This is a genomic window from Rhizobacter sp. OV335 (assembly GCF_900142965.1).
Classification (GTDB): domain Bacteria; phylum Pseudomonadota; class Gammaproteobacteria; order Burkholderiales; family Burkholderiaceae_C; genus Rhizobacter.
In genome coordinates this window covers 168617-186818 of sequence record NZ_FRCQ01000007.1, presented here as the reverse complement: position 1 = coordinate 186818, position 18202 = coordinate 168617, and the positions used below count along the sequence as shown (strand labels likewise).

Genomic DNA, 18202 nt, shown 5'->3' with positions numbered 1-18202 from the left:
TGCCTTTCTGAGGTCGCGCGAGCGCAGCTCGGGCTCGGTGCGCCCGAGTCATTTGCCGCAGAGCAGATGCTCAACAACGTTGTCCTGGTGGAGGCTGATGCGGAGCACGGACTGGGTTTCATCATCGGCCGAGTCGGTGACGTGCTATGGATAGCGACGGCCGCGCACGTCGTCTTTCCCCACCGAAATCGCACGCCGCCGCAACCAGCGTCGCGAATTCAGGTGCAGGTCCGAGGGGTGCCCACTTGGTTCTCTCCAGAGCAGCCGCCTGATCCGGCCAGTAACGACATTGCGTTCATCGGGGTCCGGGCGCCACTCGCCCAAATGACCACTGCGCTTTTCTGGCGATCCAACGTCCAGGTGAACGAACTCACCCCTGGACAGTCGCTACGCATAGCTGGCATGCCTGGCCTCATCGCCTACAGCCCAAGCGGTACTGGCAAGGTCTCCGGTACTCCTCAGTTTCCTGTCATAGAGATTGCCGCGGGCATGGGCCAAAGTGGCCAGTCAGGAGGGCCAGTGGCGTCTGCCGAGGGCTTTGTCGGCATGTATCAGAAGAGCGAGGGGGACCGCGTCGTGTCAATCGGAATTGTCCGCAAAGCAGCGCTCAATGCCGGCAGACCCTGGGAGCTGCTGCCTGCGCCGCTCCCGAATGTTGCGGTGCGCCTATGCCTCACAGCCGCGGCCGAGAGCATGGCTCTGCCGGACATAAATGGACCAGGCGGTACCGTTAAGCGCGATGCGGCCAATTGCGTGAACACCATGTCGGGCATAAACACCTTGGTGTCACCCCAGTTGTTTGTGCTTTGCGACCCGCCACAGGTCAACCTGCCGCGCGAGCCGCAGCAGCATCTCGCTGTACGGTGCTACGTTGACCCGTCAGGTGCGTGGATGTCAAAAACCGACGGGTATGCAATGGTCGCCGCCCGCGGGGGCATATGGACCATCGAAGGCTTGAGTCAGTCCAAGTTCGGAGCTTTCACCGGGCTCCTGATTGGCACGCCACCAACTCTGCAAGCGCAGATGCGAACTCTGAGCGGCTCCGTGGCGACCGGGAATTTGACGTTGGCGCCACGCAGGCTGCAGGGCGTCTTGCTCGTCGACGGACAGAGTTTCTCACTCGACATGGAGAGATAGCTGTGGACAACACGAAAGCCGACCGATTTCGCCTGCTCGCTGCTGTAGTCGCGGCCCTGATGCTGAACACAGGAGCCTTGGCGCAGAGCCCACACGTCGGAGTGTGGGAAGCGCGAGAACTGACGATCAAAGAGGCATCACCCGGGTGCCGCTATGTTGAGTCAGTAACCGCAATATTCCAACTGTCAGGAGGCCTTAACAACACGGTGGACGGCACCCTGACTCGCAGATTTGAACGCCGCTGGTGGATCGCGGACCTAGGCTGTCGATTGCCGGGGGCGGGAGCGAGCCCTATGTTTACGCTACGCCAAGACTGGTGGCAGGTCCACGGAGAGCCGATGGGAAGCGGCACTCAGCGCCTCAGCGGCAAATACGTGAGCTGCACGACAGACTGCAGGGACCCTTGGACCCCACCATCGACTTTCGAGACCGAATTCGTTCTCCGGGACGGTGGCGTCTTTTCGGCAGGGGCCCTCACGGGGATTCTTGCGGCGGCGGAGTTCCGCGATTCCTACCAAGCGCAACTCGATTCCGCGGAGGCCAGCGAGGCGTACGTGCCGTTAATTCGACCTTTAATTGAAGGTAAGTGCGACGAGTTCCTGCTGCGTTCTGTGGATGCGGGATTCATAAAGCGCTTCCCAAGGGACGCGCTTTGTGCACTTGCCGCGCAACACAGGCAGCTCATGCCCAATGTGATCAGGACTGACAAGGCGCAGGCCTACTCGCTGTCGCTTGCTTCGGTAAATGGAGCAGCGGGTCCCATTCTGCTAGGTGGCGGAGACGTGCTCGTCCAGCGATTCTTCGTGCTCACCACTGATGGCAATGGACTCTTAATGGGCGCAGCCCTGCGAAAACAACGAAATGGATCATGGTTATTGGTCGATATCGTCCCGTGACGGACGTTTCGCCTTTCAGCCCGGTGTCCACAGCACCAGAATCTTTCCATCCGGCCCCGTGTTGATCATCCACATCATGGTGCCGGAAGTAAAGTTCACTTTGTGAACCTCGGCCGGGCCCATCTGTGACGCTTGCATGCCCATGAACTCAGTCCCGGTGATTGAGCCCTTCGCGGCTAGCATCTGCTTCAGATTAGGCATCTGACTCTCGCACGCGCCCCGCAACATCGGGCTCATGAGTGACGGCGGGCAGTTGCCCTTGGCCGACTCCACAAGCGCCTGTTTCAGCAGCTCAGCGTGTTGCTGTGCTTGGGCAGCTCCAATGCCCGCCAAGGCGACGAGCACGAAGGGTGTCCACTTCGCGATGATTCCCTGCTTCATGGTTGCGCTCCTCTCGGGTATTGAGCCAATGTAGGATTCTTTGATGCGCTAGGCAAGCTGCTGTCCTCCATCATTCTGATGAGGAATGACAGGCCTTGCCGACGCAATCGATGGATAGGTCTTCTCAGCAGCCTCAAGGCGAAAAGCATTCAATTTTAGTAGGCGTTCCGTTTCCGCATCGGACGCCGAATATGGCAACGTGAAGCTCCGCAGTGGCTTGACAGCTCCACTTCGCAGTTCGCGAGCGCAACAGCTCAGCCGAGCCATCACCGTCCTTGATGGCAACCCCCCCCTCAATGGCCTCAACTAATCGGTTAAATTGCTGGAGGGAGTAGACACGATGAACCTCATCCGAAATGCTGGAACCGACCGCGTGGTAGACCTGATCTTGTCGGAACTCGCTTCCGGCAACCAGCTTGACCTCATGACGGCGTCAGGGTCGCTCTTCGCGTTTGAAGCCCTTCATGAGGGCGCCAACAAACTCCGCGCCGCGCGCTTGGTGATTCCCGCTGACGCCTCCGACTTCAACCCTCTCGGCAATGCAGCCGATCGCCCGGCACGGAATCGGCTGCAAGCACCAACCCTAGCAAGGCAGTTCGCCGAGTGGCTCCGTGGCAAGGCGGAAGTTCGATGCGCACCGGGCGCCATCCCCCAAGGCCTCGCGGTTCTCCGCGGACCAGACGGCAAGGTTCGGCGAGCGGTGCACGGATCCTTCGGCTTGTCTACAGACGGACTTGGCATCACCCCTGGCAACCCGCTGAGCTTCATCCAGGCATCGGAAACGACCCACGAAGCCGAGCTGTTGGCTCGTTGGTTCGACCTCCAATGGGATAGCCTGGGTCATCAAGCCAAGGCGAAGACGGCGATTCTGGACGTCCTGGACGGACTGGCGGCTTCCCGAGACCCGACGAGCATCTACGCGACGATGCTGTACCACCTGTTCAAAGCTGACAGCGAGGACATGGATGAGGAACGCATCGTCAAATCAGCCACCGGCATCCGCGACACCGTCGTCTGGAAGAAGCTCTACAGATTCCAGCGCGATGGAGTCGTCGGCGCCATCGACAAGCTGGACCGATTTGGCGGTTGCATCATTGCCGACAGTGTGGGGCTTGGAAAAACTTTCGAAGCACTCGCGATCATCAAGTACCACGAGCTGCGCAACGACCGCGTCCTGGTGCTGTGTCCGAAGCGCCTACGTGACAACTGGAGCATCTACAAGGCCAACGATCAGCGCAACGTCCTTGCGTCAGACCGCTTCAACTACGACGTGCTCAACCACACCGACTTGTCGCGCGACGACGGCTTTTCGGGCGATATCGACCTCGCACATGTGAACTGGGGAAACTACGACCTCGTCGTTATCGACGAGTCGCACAACTTCAGAAACAAGAAGGCCCCGAAGCAAGGCTCCGAGACGCGCTACGACCGGCTGATGCGCAAAATCATCCGCGAGGGCGTCAAGACTCGCGTGCTGATGCTGTCGGCCACTCCAGTGAACAACCGCCTGGCTGACCTGAAGAACCAAATCGCCTTCGTCACTGAGGGCGACGACACTGCGCTCTTTGATCACGGCATCGCCAGCATTGACAGCACCACGCGCCGCGCGCAGAAGGCCTTCAACCGCTGGCTGGAGCTGCCCGAAGATGAACGCACGCCTCATCTGCTGGTGGAGATGCTGGGCTTCGACTACTTCGCGCTGCTGGACCACCTGACTATCGCGCGCTCGCGCCGGCACATCGAGAAGTACTACGGCACCGCGGAAACCGGCCGGTTTCCCGGCCGCCTACCTCCCGTTAACATCAAAGCTGACGTAGACATGGCCGGCGAGTTTCAGTCTATCAAGGAGATCAACTTCGAGATCCGCCGGCTTAAGCTGGCCAGCTACGCGCCGCTGCGCTACGTCAAGGAAGACAAGCTGGCCAGCTACGACGCCAAGTACAGCACAGCCATCCGCGGCGGCGAGAGCATCTTCCGGCAGGTCGATCGCGACGAGAGCTTGATCCACCTGATGCGAGTCAATCTGCTCAAGCGGATGGAAAGCTCTGTGTTCTCGTTCGCTCTGACCGTGGGGCGCCAACTCAAGGATGTCGACGAGACCCTTGCACGCCTGCAGGCATACCAAGCCGGCACCGCTGGCGCAGAAGACGAGTTCGAGGAGATCGACATTGCCGATGTCGATGTGGACGATCCCGCCTTCGAAACTCTGCTGGTTGGCCGCAAAGTCAAGGTGCTGCTCAGCGACATCGACCTCACCCGCTGGCGGCAGGATCTCACCGAAGACCGAAACCGGCTGGCGACGCTCAACGCCGCTGCACTTCAAGTCGATGCCACCCGTGACGACAAGCTCGGCAAGCTGCGCGACTTGATCGCGGAGAAGGTGCGCAATCCGATCAACGTAGGCAATCGCAAGATCATTGTCTTCACCGCGTTCGCCGACACAGCCGAGTACCTATACGACCACTTGGCCAATTGGGCCAAGACCCATCTACAGATCGAAGCTGCTCTAGTCACTGGCGCCGGAAGAAACCGGTCTACCCTGCCCGGGTTGCGGAAGGATTTGACCTCGATCCTCACGGCCTTCTCGCCTCTGTCCAAAGAGCGCCCAGCCAGCCTGGCGCGCGAGGGCGAGCTTGACTTACTGATCGCCACCGACTGCATCAGCGAAGGCCAGAACCTGCAGGACTGCGACTGGCTCGTGAACTACGACATCCACTGGAACCCGGTGCGGATCATTCAACGCTTCGGCCGGGTGGACCGGTTGGGCTCGCCCAACACGAGCATCCAGCTCGTCAACTTCTGGCCCAACATGGAGTTGGAGGAGTACATCAACCTGGAGCAGCGCGTGAGTGGCCGCATGGTGTTGCTGGATGTCTCTGCTACGGGCGAAGAGAACATAATCGAGCAGCAGTCTGGCGACCCGATGAACGACCTGGAGTACAGGCGCAAGCAGCTGCTGAAGTTGCAGGACGCCGTGATTGACCTCGAAGACCTGTCCAGCGGCGTCTCCATCACAGACCTCACCCTCACCGACTACCGCATTGACCTGGCGCGCTACCTGAAGGCCCATCCAGGCAAGCTGGAGAGCATGCCCATGGGCGCGTGCGCTGTCACCACCACGCACGAAGCTGACATCCCGCCCGGCATGCTTTTCTGCCTTCGCGCCGAGGGCGTCGCAGCCGAGAAAGCCGTCGACCCCAACTACCCGCTGGCGCCAATCTACCTGGCGCACATCGGCGAGCACGGCACCGTGCTGTTGTCTTACACGCAGGCCAAGCACGCACTGGACCGTTTGAAGCGCCTGAGCATGGGGCGAGAGCTGCCTGACGCAGGCGCTGTCGCCCGCCATGCCAAGAGCACGCGCCAGTTCTCTGACATGCGCCACGCCCAAGACCTGCTCGCCACCGCGGTGGGCTCGATCGTGGGCAAAGGCGAGGAGCGCGCGGTCGCCAGCCTATTCGCGCAGGGCGGCACTCATGCCATACGCGGCGAATTCGCGGGCATGAATGACTTCGAAGTGCTGGCCTACCTGGTTGTCTTGCCAGGTTCTGCCGCCACCGCAGGAGCTGCAGCAAGCACGACGGCGGCATGAGTGCCGATGCGCTGATCCGGGCTCTCGGTCTGCCCGACGCCACTCGGGTCGGCCGGCGCGTGCCCAAGAAACTACTGGCCGAGCATGGTGCCGCCACCGCGGCCGACAAGCGCCAGGTGCAGGACGGGGTGGACGAGGTCCAGTGGCTGGCGTCCCTCAAACCCCATCTGATCGCCGTGCCGTCCTTCAAGGATGAGCAGCGAGAGTACCTGGAGGTGGCGGTGCTGAGCATGAAGCTGAAACCGAGCACGAAGCCGGGCCGCCTGGCCGAGCTGCTGCATCGTGCCGTGCCCTACCCGGTGCTGCTGCTCACCAGCTACGACCTCGGCGTCAGCCTGTCGCTCGCGCACATCCGCGAGTCCCAGAACGAAGCGGATAAGACGGTGCTGGACGGCTCAGTCCTTTCCGTCTTGCTGCCAGACGAAGGGCACGGGGCCGACTTCTACGCGGCGGTGGCGCTGGCCAAACAGCCCCAGGCCGACCTGTTCGCGCTTTACCAAGGCTGGCTGGACACCGTGAGCGCGCTGGACGTCGCCCAGGAAACTGGCCGCTTCCTTCCCAGCCTGACGCGCGAGCAGTCCGCGGCACGGCACGCCGCCCTGCAGGACTGCCGGCAGCTGAAGGCGCAGATCGCACAGCTGCGCAGCCAGGCCGAGAAGGAAACACAGATCGCCCGACAAGTGGCGTTCAACCAAAAGATCCATGCCGCGCAGAGCCAGTTGCGGGCCTTGCAGCGCACGCTGTCTGAGGAGTCGGCATGACGCAAGCCGCAACCCCGCACGACGGCGACCCGGAACTGGACACGCCGGGCCGGGCGCTGGCCCGAGCGGATCAGCTGGATGAAGCCCTGATGGCGGCCATCGCCGCCGAGCAGTACCGCCCCTACGACGGTTCCGCGCGCATCAACGCCAGCGTCAGTGCCGCATGCGTGGCGCTGGAGCATGGCCGAGCGCTCCGCGTGCTGGTAGCTCAAGCGCTGCCGACGGCGGCGCTCAGCCTGCTTCGCCTGCAGCATGAAGCGCTGACGCGCGCCGTGTGGCTGCTCTACGCTGCGACGGACCTCGCTGTGGAAAAGCTCGCCGCCCCCCTATCGAAGGAGACCGAGGCCGCGGCCAGCAGGCTCCCAATGCTGGCCGACATGCTCAAACAACTGGCCGACAAACCAACCGCGGCGCAGCCACTGCTCGGCCTGCAGGCCTTCAAGGACAACAACGCAGCCGCGCTGAACTCTTTCGTGCACGGGGGCATCCACGCTCTACACCGGCGTGCACAGGGCTTTCCTGAGCCGCTTGTGATCGGCGCCCTGCGCAACTGCAACGGCCTGCTCTTGATGGCTGGCATGATGCTGGCCGTACTGGCTGGTAGCCAGTCCATGGTCCGGCGCGTCGGCAGACTCCAAGTTGAGTTTGCCGCTGATCTGCCGCCGCCCCTGCAGACCCAAGCACACGCCGATGGCACCGTGGGTCAAGCCCAAGAACACTGAAGTCGAAGAAGAACCATGTCCATCCGAAAGATCGAGCCCGGCATGCAGGAAAGCCAGAGCGCTGACATCCTGGCCGACAACGTAGCCAGGCTGAAGGCCCTGTTCCCCGAGCTGGTGACCGAGGGCGCCAAAGGGCCGGCCATCAACATCGACGTGCTTAAGGCCCTGGTCGGTGATGCCACAGCGACCGACACTGAGGAGAAGTACGGCCTGAGCTGGCACGGGAAGCGCGCTGCGCGCCAACTCGCCTTGACACCCAGCGCCGGCACGCTCCGCCCCTGCCCCGAAGAGAGCGTGGACTGGGAGACCACGCAAAACCTGATGATCGAGGGTGACAACCTCGAAGTGCTGAAGCTGCTACAGAAGAGCTACGCCGGCAAGGTCAAGCTTATCTACATCGATCCGCCGTACAACACCGGCAAGGACTTCGTCTACCCTGACAACTTTCAGGACAGCATCCGGAACTACCTGGAGCTGACCGGCCAGGTCGAGGGCGGCCGAAAGATCAGCAGCAACACGGAAGCAAGTGGTCGATTCCACACCGACTGGCTGTCGATGTTGTACCCGCGCGTGAAGCTGGCGAGGAGCCTGCTCCGCGGCGACGGGATTCTGTTCGTATCGATTGACTCCACAGAAGTAGCCAATCTCCGACTGTTGCTTGATGAAGTCTTCGGGGAAGAGTGCTTCATCATTGACCTGATCTGGAAGAAGCGCGATGGAGCGCCAAACGATAGAAACATCGGATCCGTACACGAGCACATCCTCGTGTACGGCAAGGCCCTGACAGCTGGTTCAACTCGGACACTCGCAGAAGATCGGCTCAACTTGATGCCGCGAACGGAGAAGGCTGACGCCGAGTATCAAGAGTTTCGGGAGCCGGGTGGGCCAGACCCAAGAGGTAAGTTTCGCAAGATCGACACCACCGCGAACGCCAAGGGTGGTCGGGATGTAGCGTCACTTCACTTCGGGGTGCGAAACCCAACCACAGGCGAGATGTGCTACCCGCGGGACGGAACCTGCTGGCGTCATTCCAAAGAAGAGATGGATCGTTTGCAGGCGGACGGGCGTCTGTACTGGGGCGTGAACGGCACGGCTACAACACCGATGCGAAAGCTGTTCCTGAGCGAGGCCAAGCCAGGCATGACGACACCGTCCATACTCCCTGACATGCCGCTGAATCAGCACGCAGCACGGGAGCTGGAAGTCCTCTTCGGACAGAAGTCTGTGTTTGACACCCCCAAGCCTACTGAGCTCTTGAAGCTACTCGCGCACCTAGGAAGTGGGCGTGACGACATCTGCCTGGACTTCTTCGCGGGCTCTGGCAGCATGGGTGAAGCAGTGATGATGCTCAACGCTACTGACGGGGGCCAGCGTCGCTACGTGCTCGTACAACTGCCAGAGCCAATCGCCGACTCTTCCGAGTCACGGATCTCCCGAGACTACTGCTTGAACATGGGCCGGCCTCCGATCATCTCGGAGTTGACGAAAGAACGAATGCGCCGGTCAGGACAGAGGATCAAGACCGAGGGGCACAACTCCGTGGATGTTGGATTCCGCGCGTTTCGTCTGGATACGTCCAATCTCAAGGCCTGGGCGCCCCGTACCGACGATGTCGGGCAGTCATTGCTAGACCACCTTGAGCATGTGAAGTCGGGGCGGAGCACCAACGACGTGCTCTACGAGTTGCTGCTCAAACTTGGGCTCGACCTGTGCGTGCCAAAGCAGGTGAGGGAAATCGCTGGCAAGGCTGTTCACAGCATCGGCGGGGGCGTGCTGCTTGCATGTCTCGACGAACGCATCAGTGTTGCCGACGCTGAAACGTTGGCCCTTGGCATCGTGTCATGGAGCAAGGAGCAAGCCACCGCAGGCGAGGTGACCTGCGTCTTCCTCGACAGCGCCTTCGAGAACGATGTCGCCAAGACCAACTTGGCGGCCATCCTCGAACAGCACGGCATCACCAAGGTGCGTAGCCTCTAACGCGAACGCTGCGATGAAACTTCATTTCGAAGCGGACCTCCCGTATCAGTCCGAGGCAATCAAGGCCGTCTGCGACCTATTCCGTGGGCAGGAAATCTGCCGCACCGAGTTCACTGTGACGGTGCGCGCCGCGCGCACCTACGACGACCTGGTGGCCACGCAAGGGTCACTTGACGGCATGCTGGCCACCGAGCAAGGGGGCATCGGCAACCGCCTGACCTTGCTGGACGAAGAGATCGAAGAGAACCTGCATTCGGTCCAGCTGCGCAACGGCGTGCCGCCCTCCACGAAGCTGTCGCCCGACTTCACGGTGGAGATGGAGACCGGCACTGGCAAGACCTATGTCTACCTGAAGACGGCCTTCGAGCTGAACCGCAACTACGGCTTCACCAAGTTCGTGATCGTCGTACCCTCGGTCGCCATCAAGGAAGGCGTCAACAAGACGCTGGAGATCACGCGCGAGCATTTCGAGACGCTGTACCCCAGCGCAAAGGGCTACGAGTTCTTCCAATACGACTCCGGCAACCTGAGTAAGGTGCGCAACTTTGCCACTAGCCCGAACGTGCAGATCATGGTGATCACCGTCGGTGCGATCAACAAGTTTGGCGACGAGCAGGAGGCCGCGCAGGAGGAGGCCGACGAAGCCCTGCGCCGCGAGAAAAGCAAGAACGTCATGTACCGCGCCAGCGAGAAGACAGGCGGCGAGAAGCCCATCGACCTGGTGCGCGCAACCCGTCCCATCCTCATCGTGGACGAGCCGCAGAGCGTGGACGGCGGCATCGATGGCCGCGGCAAAAAGGCGCTGTCGCGCATGCACCCGCTGTGCACGCTGCGCTACTCGGCCACGCATGTTGACAAGCACAACATGGTGTACCGGCTCGATGCCGTGGATGCCTACGAGCAGAAGCTGGTCAAGCAGATCGAGGTGGCATCGGCCACCGTCGAGCAGGGGTTCAACAAGCCCTATGTAAAGCTGGTGGGCATCAGCAACAAGCGCGGCGTCGTGGCCGCGACGGTGGAATTGGACGTCCTGGGCATGGCCGGCAGCGTGCAGCGCAAGGAAGTACCGGTACAGGATGGCGATGACCTGGAGCAAACCACGGGCCGCGAGGTCTACGCCAACATGCGGGTGAGTACGCTGCGGGCAGCCACCAAGAGCCCGAAGGGCGAGGCCCTGATGGAACTGAACCTGCCCGGTGGCCAGGAGTTCCTGCGAGTGGACGACAGCTGGGGCGGCGTGGAGCCGCTGGCGGTGCAGCGCGAGATGATCCGCCGCACGATCAAGGAGCACCTGGACAAGGAGAAGCGCCTGCGCCCCATGGGCGTCAAGGTGCTGAGCCTGTTCTTCATCGACGAGGTGAGCAAGTACCGCGTCTACGACGGACAAGGCAATCCGCTGAAAGGCGTCTACGCCACGATCTTCGAAGAGGAGTACCAGCGGTGGGCGCGGCACCCCGACTACCGCAGCATGTTCAACGAGGTCGACCTGAGCGCGGCCGCCCACGAGGTGCACAACGGCTACTTCTCGATCGACAAAAAGAAGGTCGGTGGCAAGACGGTGGAGATGGTGAAGGACACCAGCGGCAGCACCGCGGCCGACGACGACACCTACAACCTCATCATGCGTGACAAGGAGAAGCTGCTCAGCTTCTCCTCGCCGCTGAAGTTCATCTTCAGCCACTCGGCTCTGAAAGAGGGCTGGGACAACCCCAACATCTTCCAGATCTGCAACTTCAGCGCCCGTTCCACCGAGCGTTGGCGCCGGCAGACCATTGGCCGCGGGTTGCGACTGTGTGTCAACCAGGAGGGTTTGCGCCTGCGCGGCTTCGAGGTGAATACGTTGACCGTGGTCGCCAACGAGAGCTACCAGCAGTTCGCCGACAGCCTGCAGAAGGAGATCGAGGAAGACGGCTTCCAGTTCGGCGTGGTGCCCGACCACCTCTTCGCGGGGGTGGCTGTCAAACAGACGGACGGTACACAGAAGCCGCTGGGCTTCGATGCCTCCAAGATAATGGCCGAACACCTGCGCGCTCAGCGGCTGATCGATGCCAAGGGTAAGGTGCAGGACAGCCTGCGCCAGGCCATCAAGGAAGGTACCCTGACGCTGCCGCCAGAGCTGGAAGCCCAGCGTGCTCAGATTCTGGAGCTCCTGCGCAAGGTGGCCGGCAAGCTGGAGATCAAGAACGCCGACGAGCGCCGCCAGGTGCCGGTGCGGCGTGCTGTGCTGGACAGCCCCGAGTTCAAGGAGCTGTGGGACCGCATCAAGTTCAAGACGACGTACCGGGTCCACTTCGACAACGACCGGCTGGTCCGCGACTGCATAGCCGCGGTGATCGCCGCACCGCCCATCAGCAAGGTTCGTCTGCAGTGGCGCAAGGCCAACATGGAAATCGGGCAGGCCGGCATCGTGGCCCAGGAAACGGCCGGCTCCGCCGTCGTCATGCTGAATGAGGGTGACATCGAGCTGCCTGACATCCTGACCGAGCTGCAGAACCGTACCCAGTTGACACGCCGCAGCATCGCGCAGATCCTGGTCGACAGTCATCGCCTCAACGACTTCAAGCGGAACCCGCAGCAGTTCATCGAGATCGTGGCCGACGCCATTAACCGCTGCAAGCGCGTCGTGCTGGTGGACGGCATCCGCTACCAGCGCCTGGGCGATGACCAGTACTACGCGCAGGAGCTGTTCGAGAGGGAAGAGCTGACCGGCTATCTGAAGAACATGCTGCAGGACGCACAGCGTTCGGTCTACCAGCACGTCGTCTACGACTCCGAGGTGGAGCGTGACTTCGCCGACCAGTTGGAGAAGAACGACGCGATCAAGGTCTACGCCAAGTTGCCGGGCTGGTTCAAGGTGCCAACGCCGTTGGGGACCTACAACCCCGACTGGGCCGTGCTGGTGACGACACCCGATGGCGACCGCCTCTACTTCGTCGTAGAGACCAAGAGCAGCCTGTTCGACAACGACCTACGCAACGCCGAGAGCGCCAAGATCGAGTGTGGCCGCGCGCACTTCAAGGCGCTGGCTCTCGGCGAGAGCCCAGCGATCTACGACAGGTTCAGGGACGTGGCAGGGCTGGTGGAGCGGGCCCATACCGCCGTATAGCCCAGCTCCAAATGGTGCGCCACACAGCAATTTGACTTCACCGGAACATCGAGCCCAGGGAGGGCAGTCATGGATTCGAGAACGTTCACCGTCCAGCAGATCTACCAGGACCGGCGCCAGTACCGAGTTCCGTTCTACCAGCGTCCTTACGTCTGGAATCGTGATGACCAGTGGGGGCGGCTCTGGGAAGACATCCGCGACAAGGCCGAGGCTCGGCTGCAGGGTGGGAAGGCAATACCTCACTTCATGGGTGCCGTGGTATTGGAACCGCAGAGGAAGCAAGGCCTGCTTGGGGTGGAGCGACACCACATCATCGATGGTCAGCAGCGACTGACCACACTGCAGTACGTGCTGAACGCACTGGTTCACACCCTGCGTGCGGCGGGGAACGACAAACTGCTGGCGCTAATTGATGCTTGCCTGACCAACTCGAACCCGGAGACGATGGAAGACGTTTCCGTTGAGCGCTTCAAGCTATGGCCGACCTTTCGTGATCGCAAGCAGTACGAGGAGTCGATGACTGCGACATCTGTCGACGAACTGCGCCAGCGGTTTCCGGCGAGCTTCACTCAGACGGGCAGCCTTCGCAAGATTGGCGTGGCCCACCCACCAGCGCTCGAAGCGATCATGTTCTTTCACGAGCAGATGCTCGACTGGGTCATCGACGAGACGGAGGTCGAAGCGGTAACCCGCGCCACTGCCCTGGCTACGGCTGTCCTGACCGACTTATCGATCGTCTGCATCTCCCTCGGCGAAGAGGACGACGCCCAGGTGATCTTCGAAACGCTGAACGGTCACGGTGCGGAGCTGCATGCGACCGACCTGATCCGCAACTTCATCTTTATGCGGGCAGGCACAGATGCCGATGACCTCTACAGCAACCTCTGGAGTCAGTTCGAGGCTCCGATCTGGTCGGAATCGCAGACCCGAGGTCGCCTGAGCCGGCCACGTCTGGAATGGTTCGTCCAGACAGCAGTCCAGGCGCAGACCAGTGAGGAGATCGACGTCGGCCGCCTGTACGCAGGCTACCGACGCTTCGTGGACAGCGCCGCAGGCCTGCATGCAGCAGGGGCTCAGCTCACCATGTTGAACAGGTACGGCGAGCAATACAAGGCGCTGGTAACCGGTGCCGGTTCAACGCCGATCTCCGTTTTCGGGCGGCGCATCGCCGTGTGGGATGCGTCGCCGACACACGCCTTGGCCCTGAGGGTGGCGACTTCGTCGATGTCGCCCGACGAGCAGTTGGAGATCTACGGCTGCATCGAGTCTTACCTGGTTCGGCGTGCCGTTTGCGGACTGTCCCGCAAAAACTACAACAAGGTCTTCGCTCAACAACTGAAACGGCTTATCGATGGCGAACTGACAACGGCTGCCTTCCGCAATGCGCTCTCGTCACTGAGTGGCGAGGCATCGCGCTGGCCTACCGACGACGAGTTCCGGCGTCAGTGGATCGACGGGGATGCCTATCCTGGGAGGCTCGATGCAGCAAAGTTACGAGCAATTTTTCATCGTTTGGAAACGGCGATGCGTACCGAGAAGACGGAGGAGCTAGTACCGCTGACGCTCGACTCGCTAGACATCGACCACATCCTGCCGAAGTCTTGGTACAGCCACTGGGCGCTGCCGGATGGTACGACGGCCTTGGCCTTCGATGCCGTCAATGCCCAGCCCTTGCGCTTCTCCAGTGCAGCTATTGACTCGAGAACTCAAGCAATCCTTGACCGAGAAGATGCGTTACCACGAATCGGAAATCTGACCCTTGTCCACTTGGGCGTCAACCGCAGCCTACAGAACTACGGCTTCGGTAAAAAGCGCGACGCTCTGTTTGAACACTCAAACCTGCACTTGAATCGCGCCCTAATGAAGCGCGATACATGGGACGAGGCAGCTATCGTGGCTCGGGGAGAAGCACTCTTTGAGTTCGCTACTACGATCTGGCCAGGACCAGGTACTTCTTGACGTCAGCGATGAGCGCCGTCCATTCGGGATGCTCAGGCTCGGGAATGCCAAATGCATTGCTGCTTACGCGTCAAGCCGCTGACGGCAAGTGTGCCCTCGCGGAAGTACATCCCAAAGACCCAGATCGCATCGACCGCACCGGCCCGCGCACATCGAGACCGAACAGCAGGCTCTTCTTTCGCTCGACCACGCGTTCGGGTGTGGCATTCACACGCACCAAGAGCCGCTCCAGGCGCCGGGTGAGGGCCGCCCAAAGAATGCGCTCGGGGGTCGGCCCTGCGCAGACCGCTGCATCCCCGGCCGGCTTCCCCTGCCAGCTCGCGCTCATGGCCGCCCCCGCTGGCCGACGATCCGATAGACCGTCGAGCGCGCCAGCCCGAACAGCTGCATCAGCTCCTTGATGTTCCGACCGTTGAACATCTCTCGCACGCGCTCATCGCGCGCCGACTTGTCTGGCGCCGGCACATAGACATCGTCACCACCGAACCGCGCGCGCATGCCCTCACGATCTCGTGCGCGATCGCACTGGCCCACGGCTCCTGGAAGGCCAGGTCGTCGCGCAGGATCTCGGTAAGCGGCCAAGCATCCCGTCTTGACGACGGAGCCGATCAAGGCGGGTTGATCTCGTCGGTGGTTTCGCCGTCGTCGTAGTACCGCCCGATGGCGCGATCCAGTCGCTTGAGCAACGCGTTGAGCGTCTCACCATCGCGGCGTGCGAGCATGGCCAGGGCGTTGTGGCCGTCAGCGGCCGTCGCCGCGCAGCCAACGCCCTGGATGTGGCCCAACGTGATGTCGCCGCCGTCGTCGATCAGTGCTTCGATGTTCTTCATGAACCCGTAGTTTCTCGCGTGGCCGCAGCCGTCCACCGGTGCGGCAGCAACTCGTCGATGCGACGGTTCGGGTGCATCGGCAGCCGATGCAGCACGTCCTTCATGTAGGCCCAGGGGTTGTGCCCGTGCAGCTTGGCCGACTGCACCAGGCTCATCACCATCGCCGCACGCTGCCCTGCGAGCTCGCTTCCCGCGAACAGCCACGCCTTGCGCCCCATTGCCCACGGCCGCACGAGGTTCTCGATATGGTTGTTGTCGATGCTCACCGCGCCGTCGAGCAGGAAGCGCCCGAGTGCCTCCCAGCGCTTGAGGCTGTAGTCCAGCGCGTTGGCGATCGCACCGCCGTCGGGCACGCGCGTACGCTCCAGGCGCAGCCACACGTGCAGCTCGCCCCACAGCGGCCTGGCGTGCTGTTGCCGATGTTCCAGTCTTTGCTTGGGTGTCAGCTCTGGGACCTGAGCGTCTCGGGCCTGCGCTTCAACCCTGTACAGCTTGGCGATGCGCGCGACGGCCTGCGCCGCGACCGCGCTGGCGTTCACGCGCGCGAGTTCGTCGAACTTGCGCCGCGCGTGCGCCAGGCATCGCGCCAACTACGCCACCCACGCGCACCCTGACGTGCAGGCGTGGCTGGCCAGGCATCCGCGCTTCGTCATGCATTTCACGCCCACCAGCGCCTCGTGGCTGAACATGGTCTAGCGCTTCTTCCGCGATATCTCCGAGAACCGCATCAAGCGCGACAGCTTCACCAGCGTCGCCGAGCTGGAGCTGGCCATTGACCTGTACATCGAGCATCACAACGCCGATCCCAAGCCCTTCATCTGGACCGCCAGCGCCACAGACATCCTCGCCAAGGTCACTCGCGCCAAGGCAGCTCTCGATCGAGTCACTAAATAGGTTCATTCAATTCAAGCGCACCATACTAGCGAGGAATTGGGCCTCACGTTGAACTACCGTGTCACAACTGCGTATTCAACACTTTGGCCGGGTCTCAGTGTGATCACTTCGTGGTCCGGCCCAAGTTCTTGGCCCTCACGGTGCGGTGCGACTCGAACAAGTAGGGGCCTACGCGACGAGTTCCCGATTATCAACGAGTATGCGCCTGGCTGCTGAGCAACGAACAGCGTGCCCCATTTGAGGTCACCTGGCACGTTGATCGCGCATACTCGGGACACGTTGCAGCCTGGAGATCGACCCGCAAGTCGAACGGTAAGTGCGTCAGGCATGGAGCCAACGAAGTGAGCATGCTCGCCAATCCGAATTGATATGCGTCCGACTGTCCCTCTGCCTACCTGAGGAGATGAAGCAGACAAGTCTGGGTTTGCGGCGCGTTCTTCAAGATCACGAATCACGGCCCTTTGCCGTTCAACTTGGCCGCGTAGACTGTCTGACTCCGTCCTCGCTCCGGCCAACTCCGAGTTGAGGGCTGAGTTTCTGGCAGCTTGTTCACGAATCGTCGCAGAAGTAGTCATGGCCACGATCCAAATGATCACGATGGGCGAGAGAGCCAGCCCCCAGAGGACATAGCTGGCCCAATCCTTCGAGTTCCACAAGCCAATTGGGTTCGCACGAGACATTCTGAGTACAGCATGAAGTTGCTTCACTTTGTCTTGTTCAAACCAAGTTAAGAAAAGTCGTTGTGCGCTGAGGGCTCCCTCTGCTTTACCCAAAACCTGATCTGCAACGGCATGACCGTGCTGCAAGAGTAGTTGCACTTCACCATCAACAAACGCATTCAAGTCCGTGCGCATCAGGGGAATGCGACTCTGGATCTCCTCGTGGTGTGCCCTCGGGCCAGAGCCAGGCAACCTAATGCTCACAAGGTCTGTGCGCACCAATTTTAAATCATCGTGCTCAGGGTTCGGCTTGGCCTCCAGATCAGAAACGCGCCTCATAAGGATATCGGTGGCGCGAATCGTTCGAGTGAGCAAGGAGCCGAAGCGGCTATCGACGTTCCAACCGAGGGGCGCTGATGCGTCGCACAAGATTGCGCGGTCAAATTCTCGAGGTTTCCGCCTCAGGAGCCATCGAATGCCCAAATTGTCGTAAATCCCACCGTCGGAGAGGCATTCGAAGTTCTGTGGGAAATCCTCCGGCGTGGCGTCAAGGCTGCCTCGAGTCAGTACAACTGGTGGAAATAGCGGCGGAAAGGCCGACGAAGATGCGACGGCCAACGCAAGCGGAAGAACTTGGCGTCTATGAATCTTGTCTCTTGTCTCAAGTCCGATTGCTGAGAACGCGCAGGCATCGCCCGAAGTCATTGACGTTGCAAGAAGAAAGAAGGTTGGACGTTCCGGAGAATCGCTTGTAGGCCCGAGGGCCGTGAGATCGCTGTTTCGATATAGACGAGCGTACTCAGCTTCCAGAAGAGCAATTCGCCGGAAAACCTTCAGTCCGAGTAAAGGAAACAGGAGAGGTGATAGTAGCCAGCGGCGAACCAACCTGCCGCGCACATCGCGTTGGGCAAAATCAACTACCTCTTGGATCATCGCTTCGAGCGCGCTTCCTCCTTGGCGATACATTTCCCAGTTGAGGGCCAAATGCGCAGCGAGTATCGCGCCCCCTGAGACCCCAGTCACAACGCGAACGTTCGCCAATTCTCCGGTTTCGCTCAGCTGTCGAATGACACCGAGGTGAAAGAGGGTGGCCCTGAAACCGCCTCCGGAAAAGCAAAGTGCGATTCGAGTCATCAATTGCCCCGCATTGTGCGTTGCTCAGGGTTTTACCGTGAAGCCTAACGTGTTGCGGACGACAGCACGATGCTGTCAATCACGACAGGGTGTCGTGCTTCCAGCTCCGCCCCGGCACGACGAATGTCTTCGACGCATGTGTTCAATTTCCCGC

General features: G+C 61.2%; 13 protein-coding genes and 1 pseudogene. 9 read left to right on the top strand and 5 right to left on the bottom strand.

Translation table 11 applies throughout. The features are described from left to right. Positions 1-66: 66 nt before the first annotated feature. Entirely contained in the window at positions 67-1137 is a 1071-nt protein-coding gene (locus BUE42_RS32095; RefSeq protein ID WP_143171420.1) for a trypsin-like peptidase domain-containing protein, read from the top strand. Positions 1138-1139: 2 nt separating this feature from the next. Continuing rightward, positions 1140-2033 carry a hypothetical protein gene (locus BUE42_RS32090; protein ID WP_143171419.1) on the top strand — a complete coding sequence of 298 codons (894 nt, stop codon included), beginning with the start codon at positions 1140-1142 and terminating at the stop codon, positions 2031-2033. A 15-nt stretch (positions 2034-2048) separates the two neighbouring features. Here the strand turns inward: BUE42_RS32090 and BUE42_RS10170 are convergent, their stop codons facing one another. After that, positions 2049-2414: a hypothetical protein gene (locus BUE42_RS10170; RefSeq protein ID WP_073464896.1), complete on the bottom strand. Its 366-nt coding sequence runs from the start codon at positions 2412-2414 to the stop codon at positions 2049-2051. A 340-nt stretch (positions 2415-2754) separates the two neighbouring features. On the opposite strand from BUE42_RS10170, the gene BUE42_RS10165 reads away from it, so the two are divergent. From BUE42_RS10165 to BUE42_RS10140, 6 genes are all read left to right on the top strand, one after another. Continuing rightward, the gene (locus tag BUE42_RS10165) at positions 2755-6006 is read left to right on the top strand and encodes a helicase-related protein (protein ID WP_073464894.1); all 3252 of its coding nucleotides are present in this window, start codon (positions 2755-2757) and stop codon (positions 6004-6006) included. After that, entirely contained in the window at positions 6003-6767 is a 765-nt protein-coding gene (locus BUE42_RS10160; RefSeq protein WP_073464892.1) for a DUF4391 domain-containing protein, read from the top strand. The genes BUE42_RS10165 and BUE42_RS10160 overlap by 4 nt, the downstream gene beginning before the upstream one ends. Beyond that, entirely contained in the window at positions 6764-7489 is a 726-nt protein-coding gene (locus tag BUE42_RS10155; protein ID WP_073464890.1) for a DUF6988 family protein, read from the top strand. The genes BUE42_RS10160 and BUE42_RS10155 overlap by 4 nt, the downstream gene beginning before the upstream one ends. A 15-nt stretch (positions 7490-7504) precedes the next feature. Then, positions 7505-9466 carry a site-specific DNA-methyltransferase gene (locus tag BUE42_RS10150; protein ID WP_073464888.1) on the top strand — a complete coding sequence of 654 codons (1962 nt, stop codon included), beginning with the start codon at positions 7505-7507 and terminating at the stop codon, positions 9464-9466. A gap of 13 nt (positions 9467-9479) precedes the next feature. After that, entirely contained in the window at positions 9480-12572 is a 3093-nt protein-coding gene (locus tag BUE42_RS10145) for a type III restriction-modification system endonuclease (protein WP_073464886.1), read from the top strand. Between the two features lie 69 nt (positions 12573-12641). After that, the gene (locus BUE42_RS10140) at positions 12642-14531 is read left to right on the top strand and encodes a DUF262 domain-containing protein (protein WP_073464885.1); all 1890 of its coding nucleotides are present in this window, start codon (positions 12642-12644) and stop codon (positions 14529-14531) included. A gap of 324 nt (positions 14532-14855) precedes the next feature. Here the strand turns inward: BUE42_RS10140 and BUE42_RS10135 are convergent, their stop codons facing one another. From BUE42_RS10135 to BUE42_RS10125, 3 genes are all read right to left on the bottom strand, one after another. Further along, positions 14856-15029, bottom strand: a complete 174-nt coding sequence (locus tag BUE42_RS10135) for a Mor transcription activator family protein (protein WP_083614029.1) — start codon at positions 15027-15029, stop codon at positions 14856-14858. 110 nt (positions 15030-15139) lie between these two features. Beyond that, on the bottom strand, positions 15140-15361 hold the full coding sequence (locus BUE42_RS10130; RefSeq protein ID WP_073464883.1) for a hypothetical protein: 222 nt from the start codon (positions 15359-15361) through the stop codon (positions 15140-15142). Then, a complete protein-coding gene (locus BUE42_RS10125) occupies positions 15358-15951 on the bottom strand; it encodes an IS66 family transposase (protein WP_073464881.1) in 594 nt (197 codons plus the stop codon). The genes BUE42_RS10130 and BUE42_RS10125 overlap by 4 nt, the downstream gene beginning before the upstream one ends. On the opposite strand from BUE42_RS10125, the pseudogene BUE42_RS33710 reads away from it, so the two are divergent. After that, positions 15950-16255: pseudogene (locus BUE42_RS33710) on the top strand (IS630 family transposase); the annotation flags it as partial. The gene BUE42_RS10125 and the pseudogene BUE42_RS33710 overlap by 2 nt on opposite strands. Positions 16256-16308: 53 nt before the next feature. Here the strand turns inward: BUE42_RS33710 and BUE42_RS34265 are convergent. Beyond that, a complete protein-coding gene (locus tag BUE42_RS34265; RefSeq protein WP_143171418.1) occupies positions 16309-18048 on the bottom strand; it encodes a patatin-like phospholipase family protein in 1740 nt (579 codons plus the stop codon). Positions 18049-18202 lie beyond the last annotated feature (154 nt).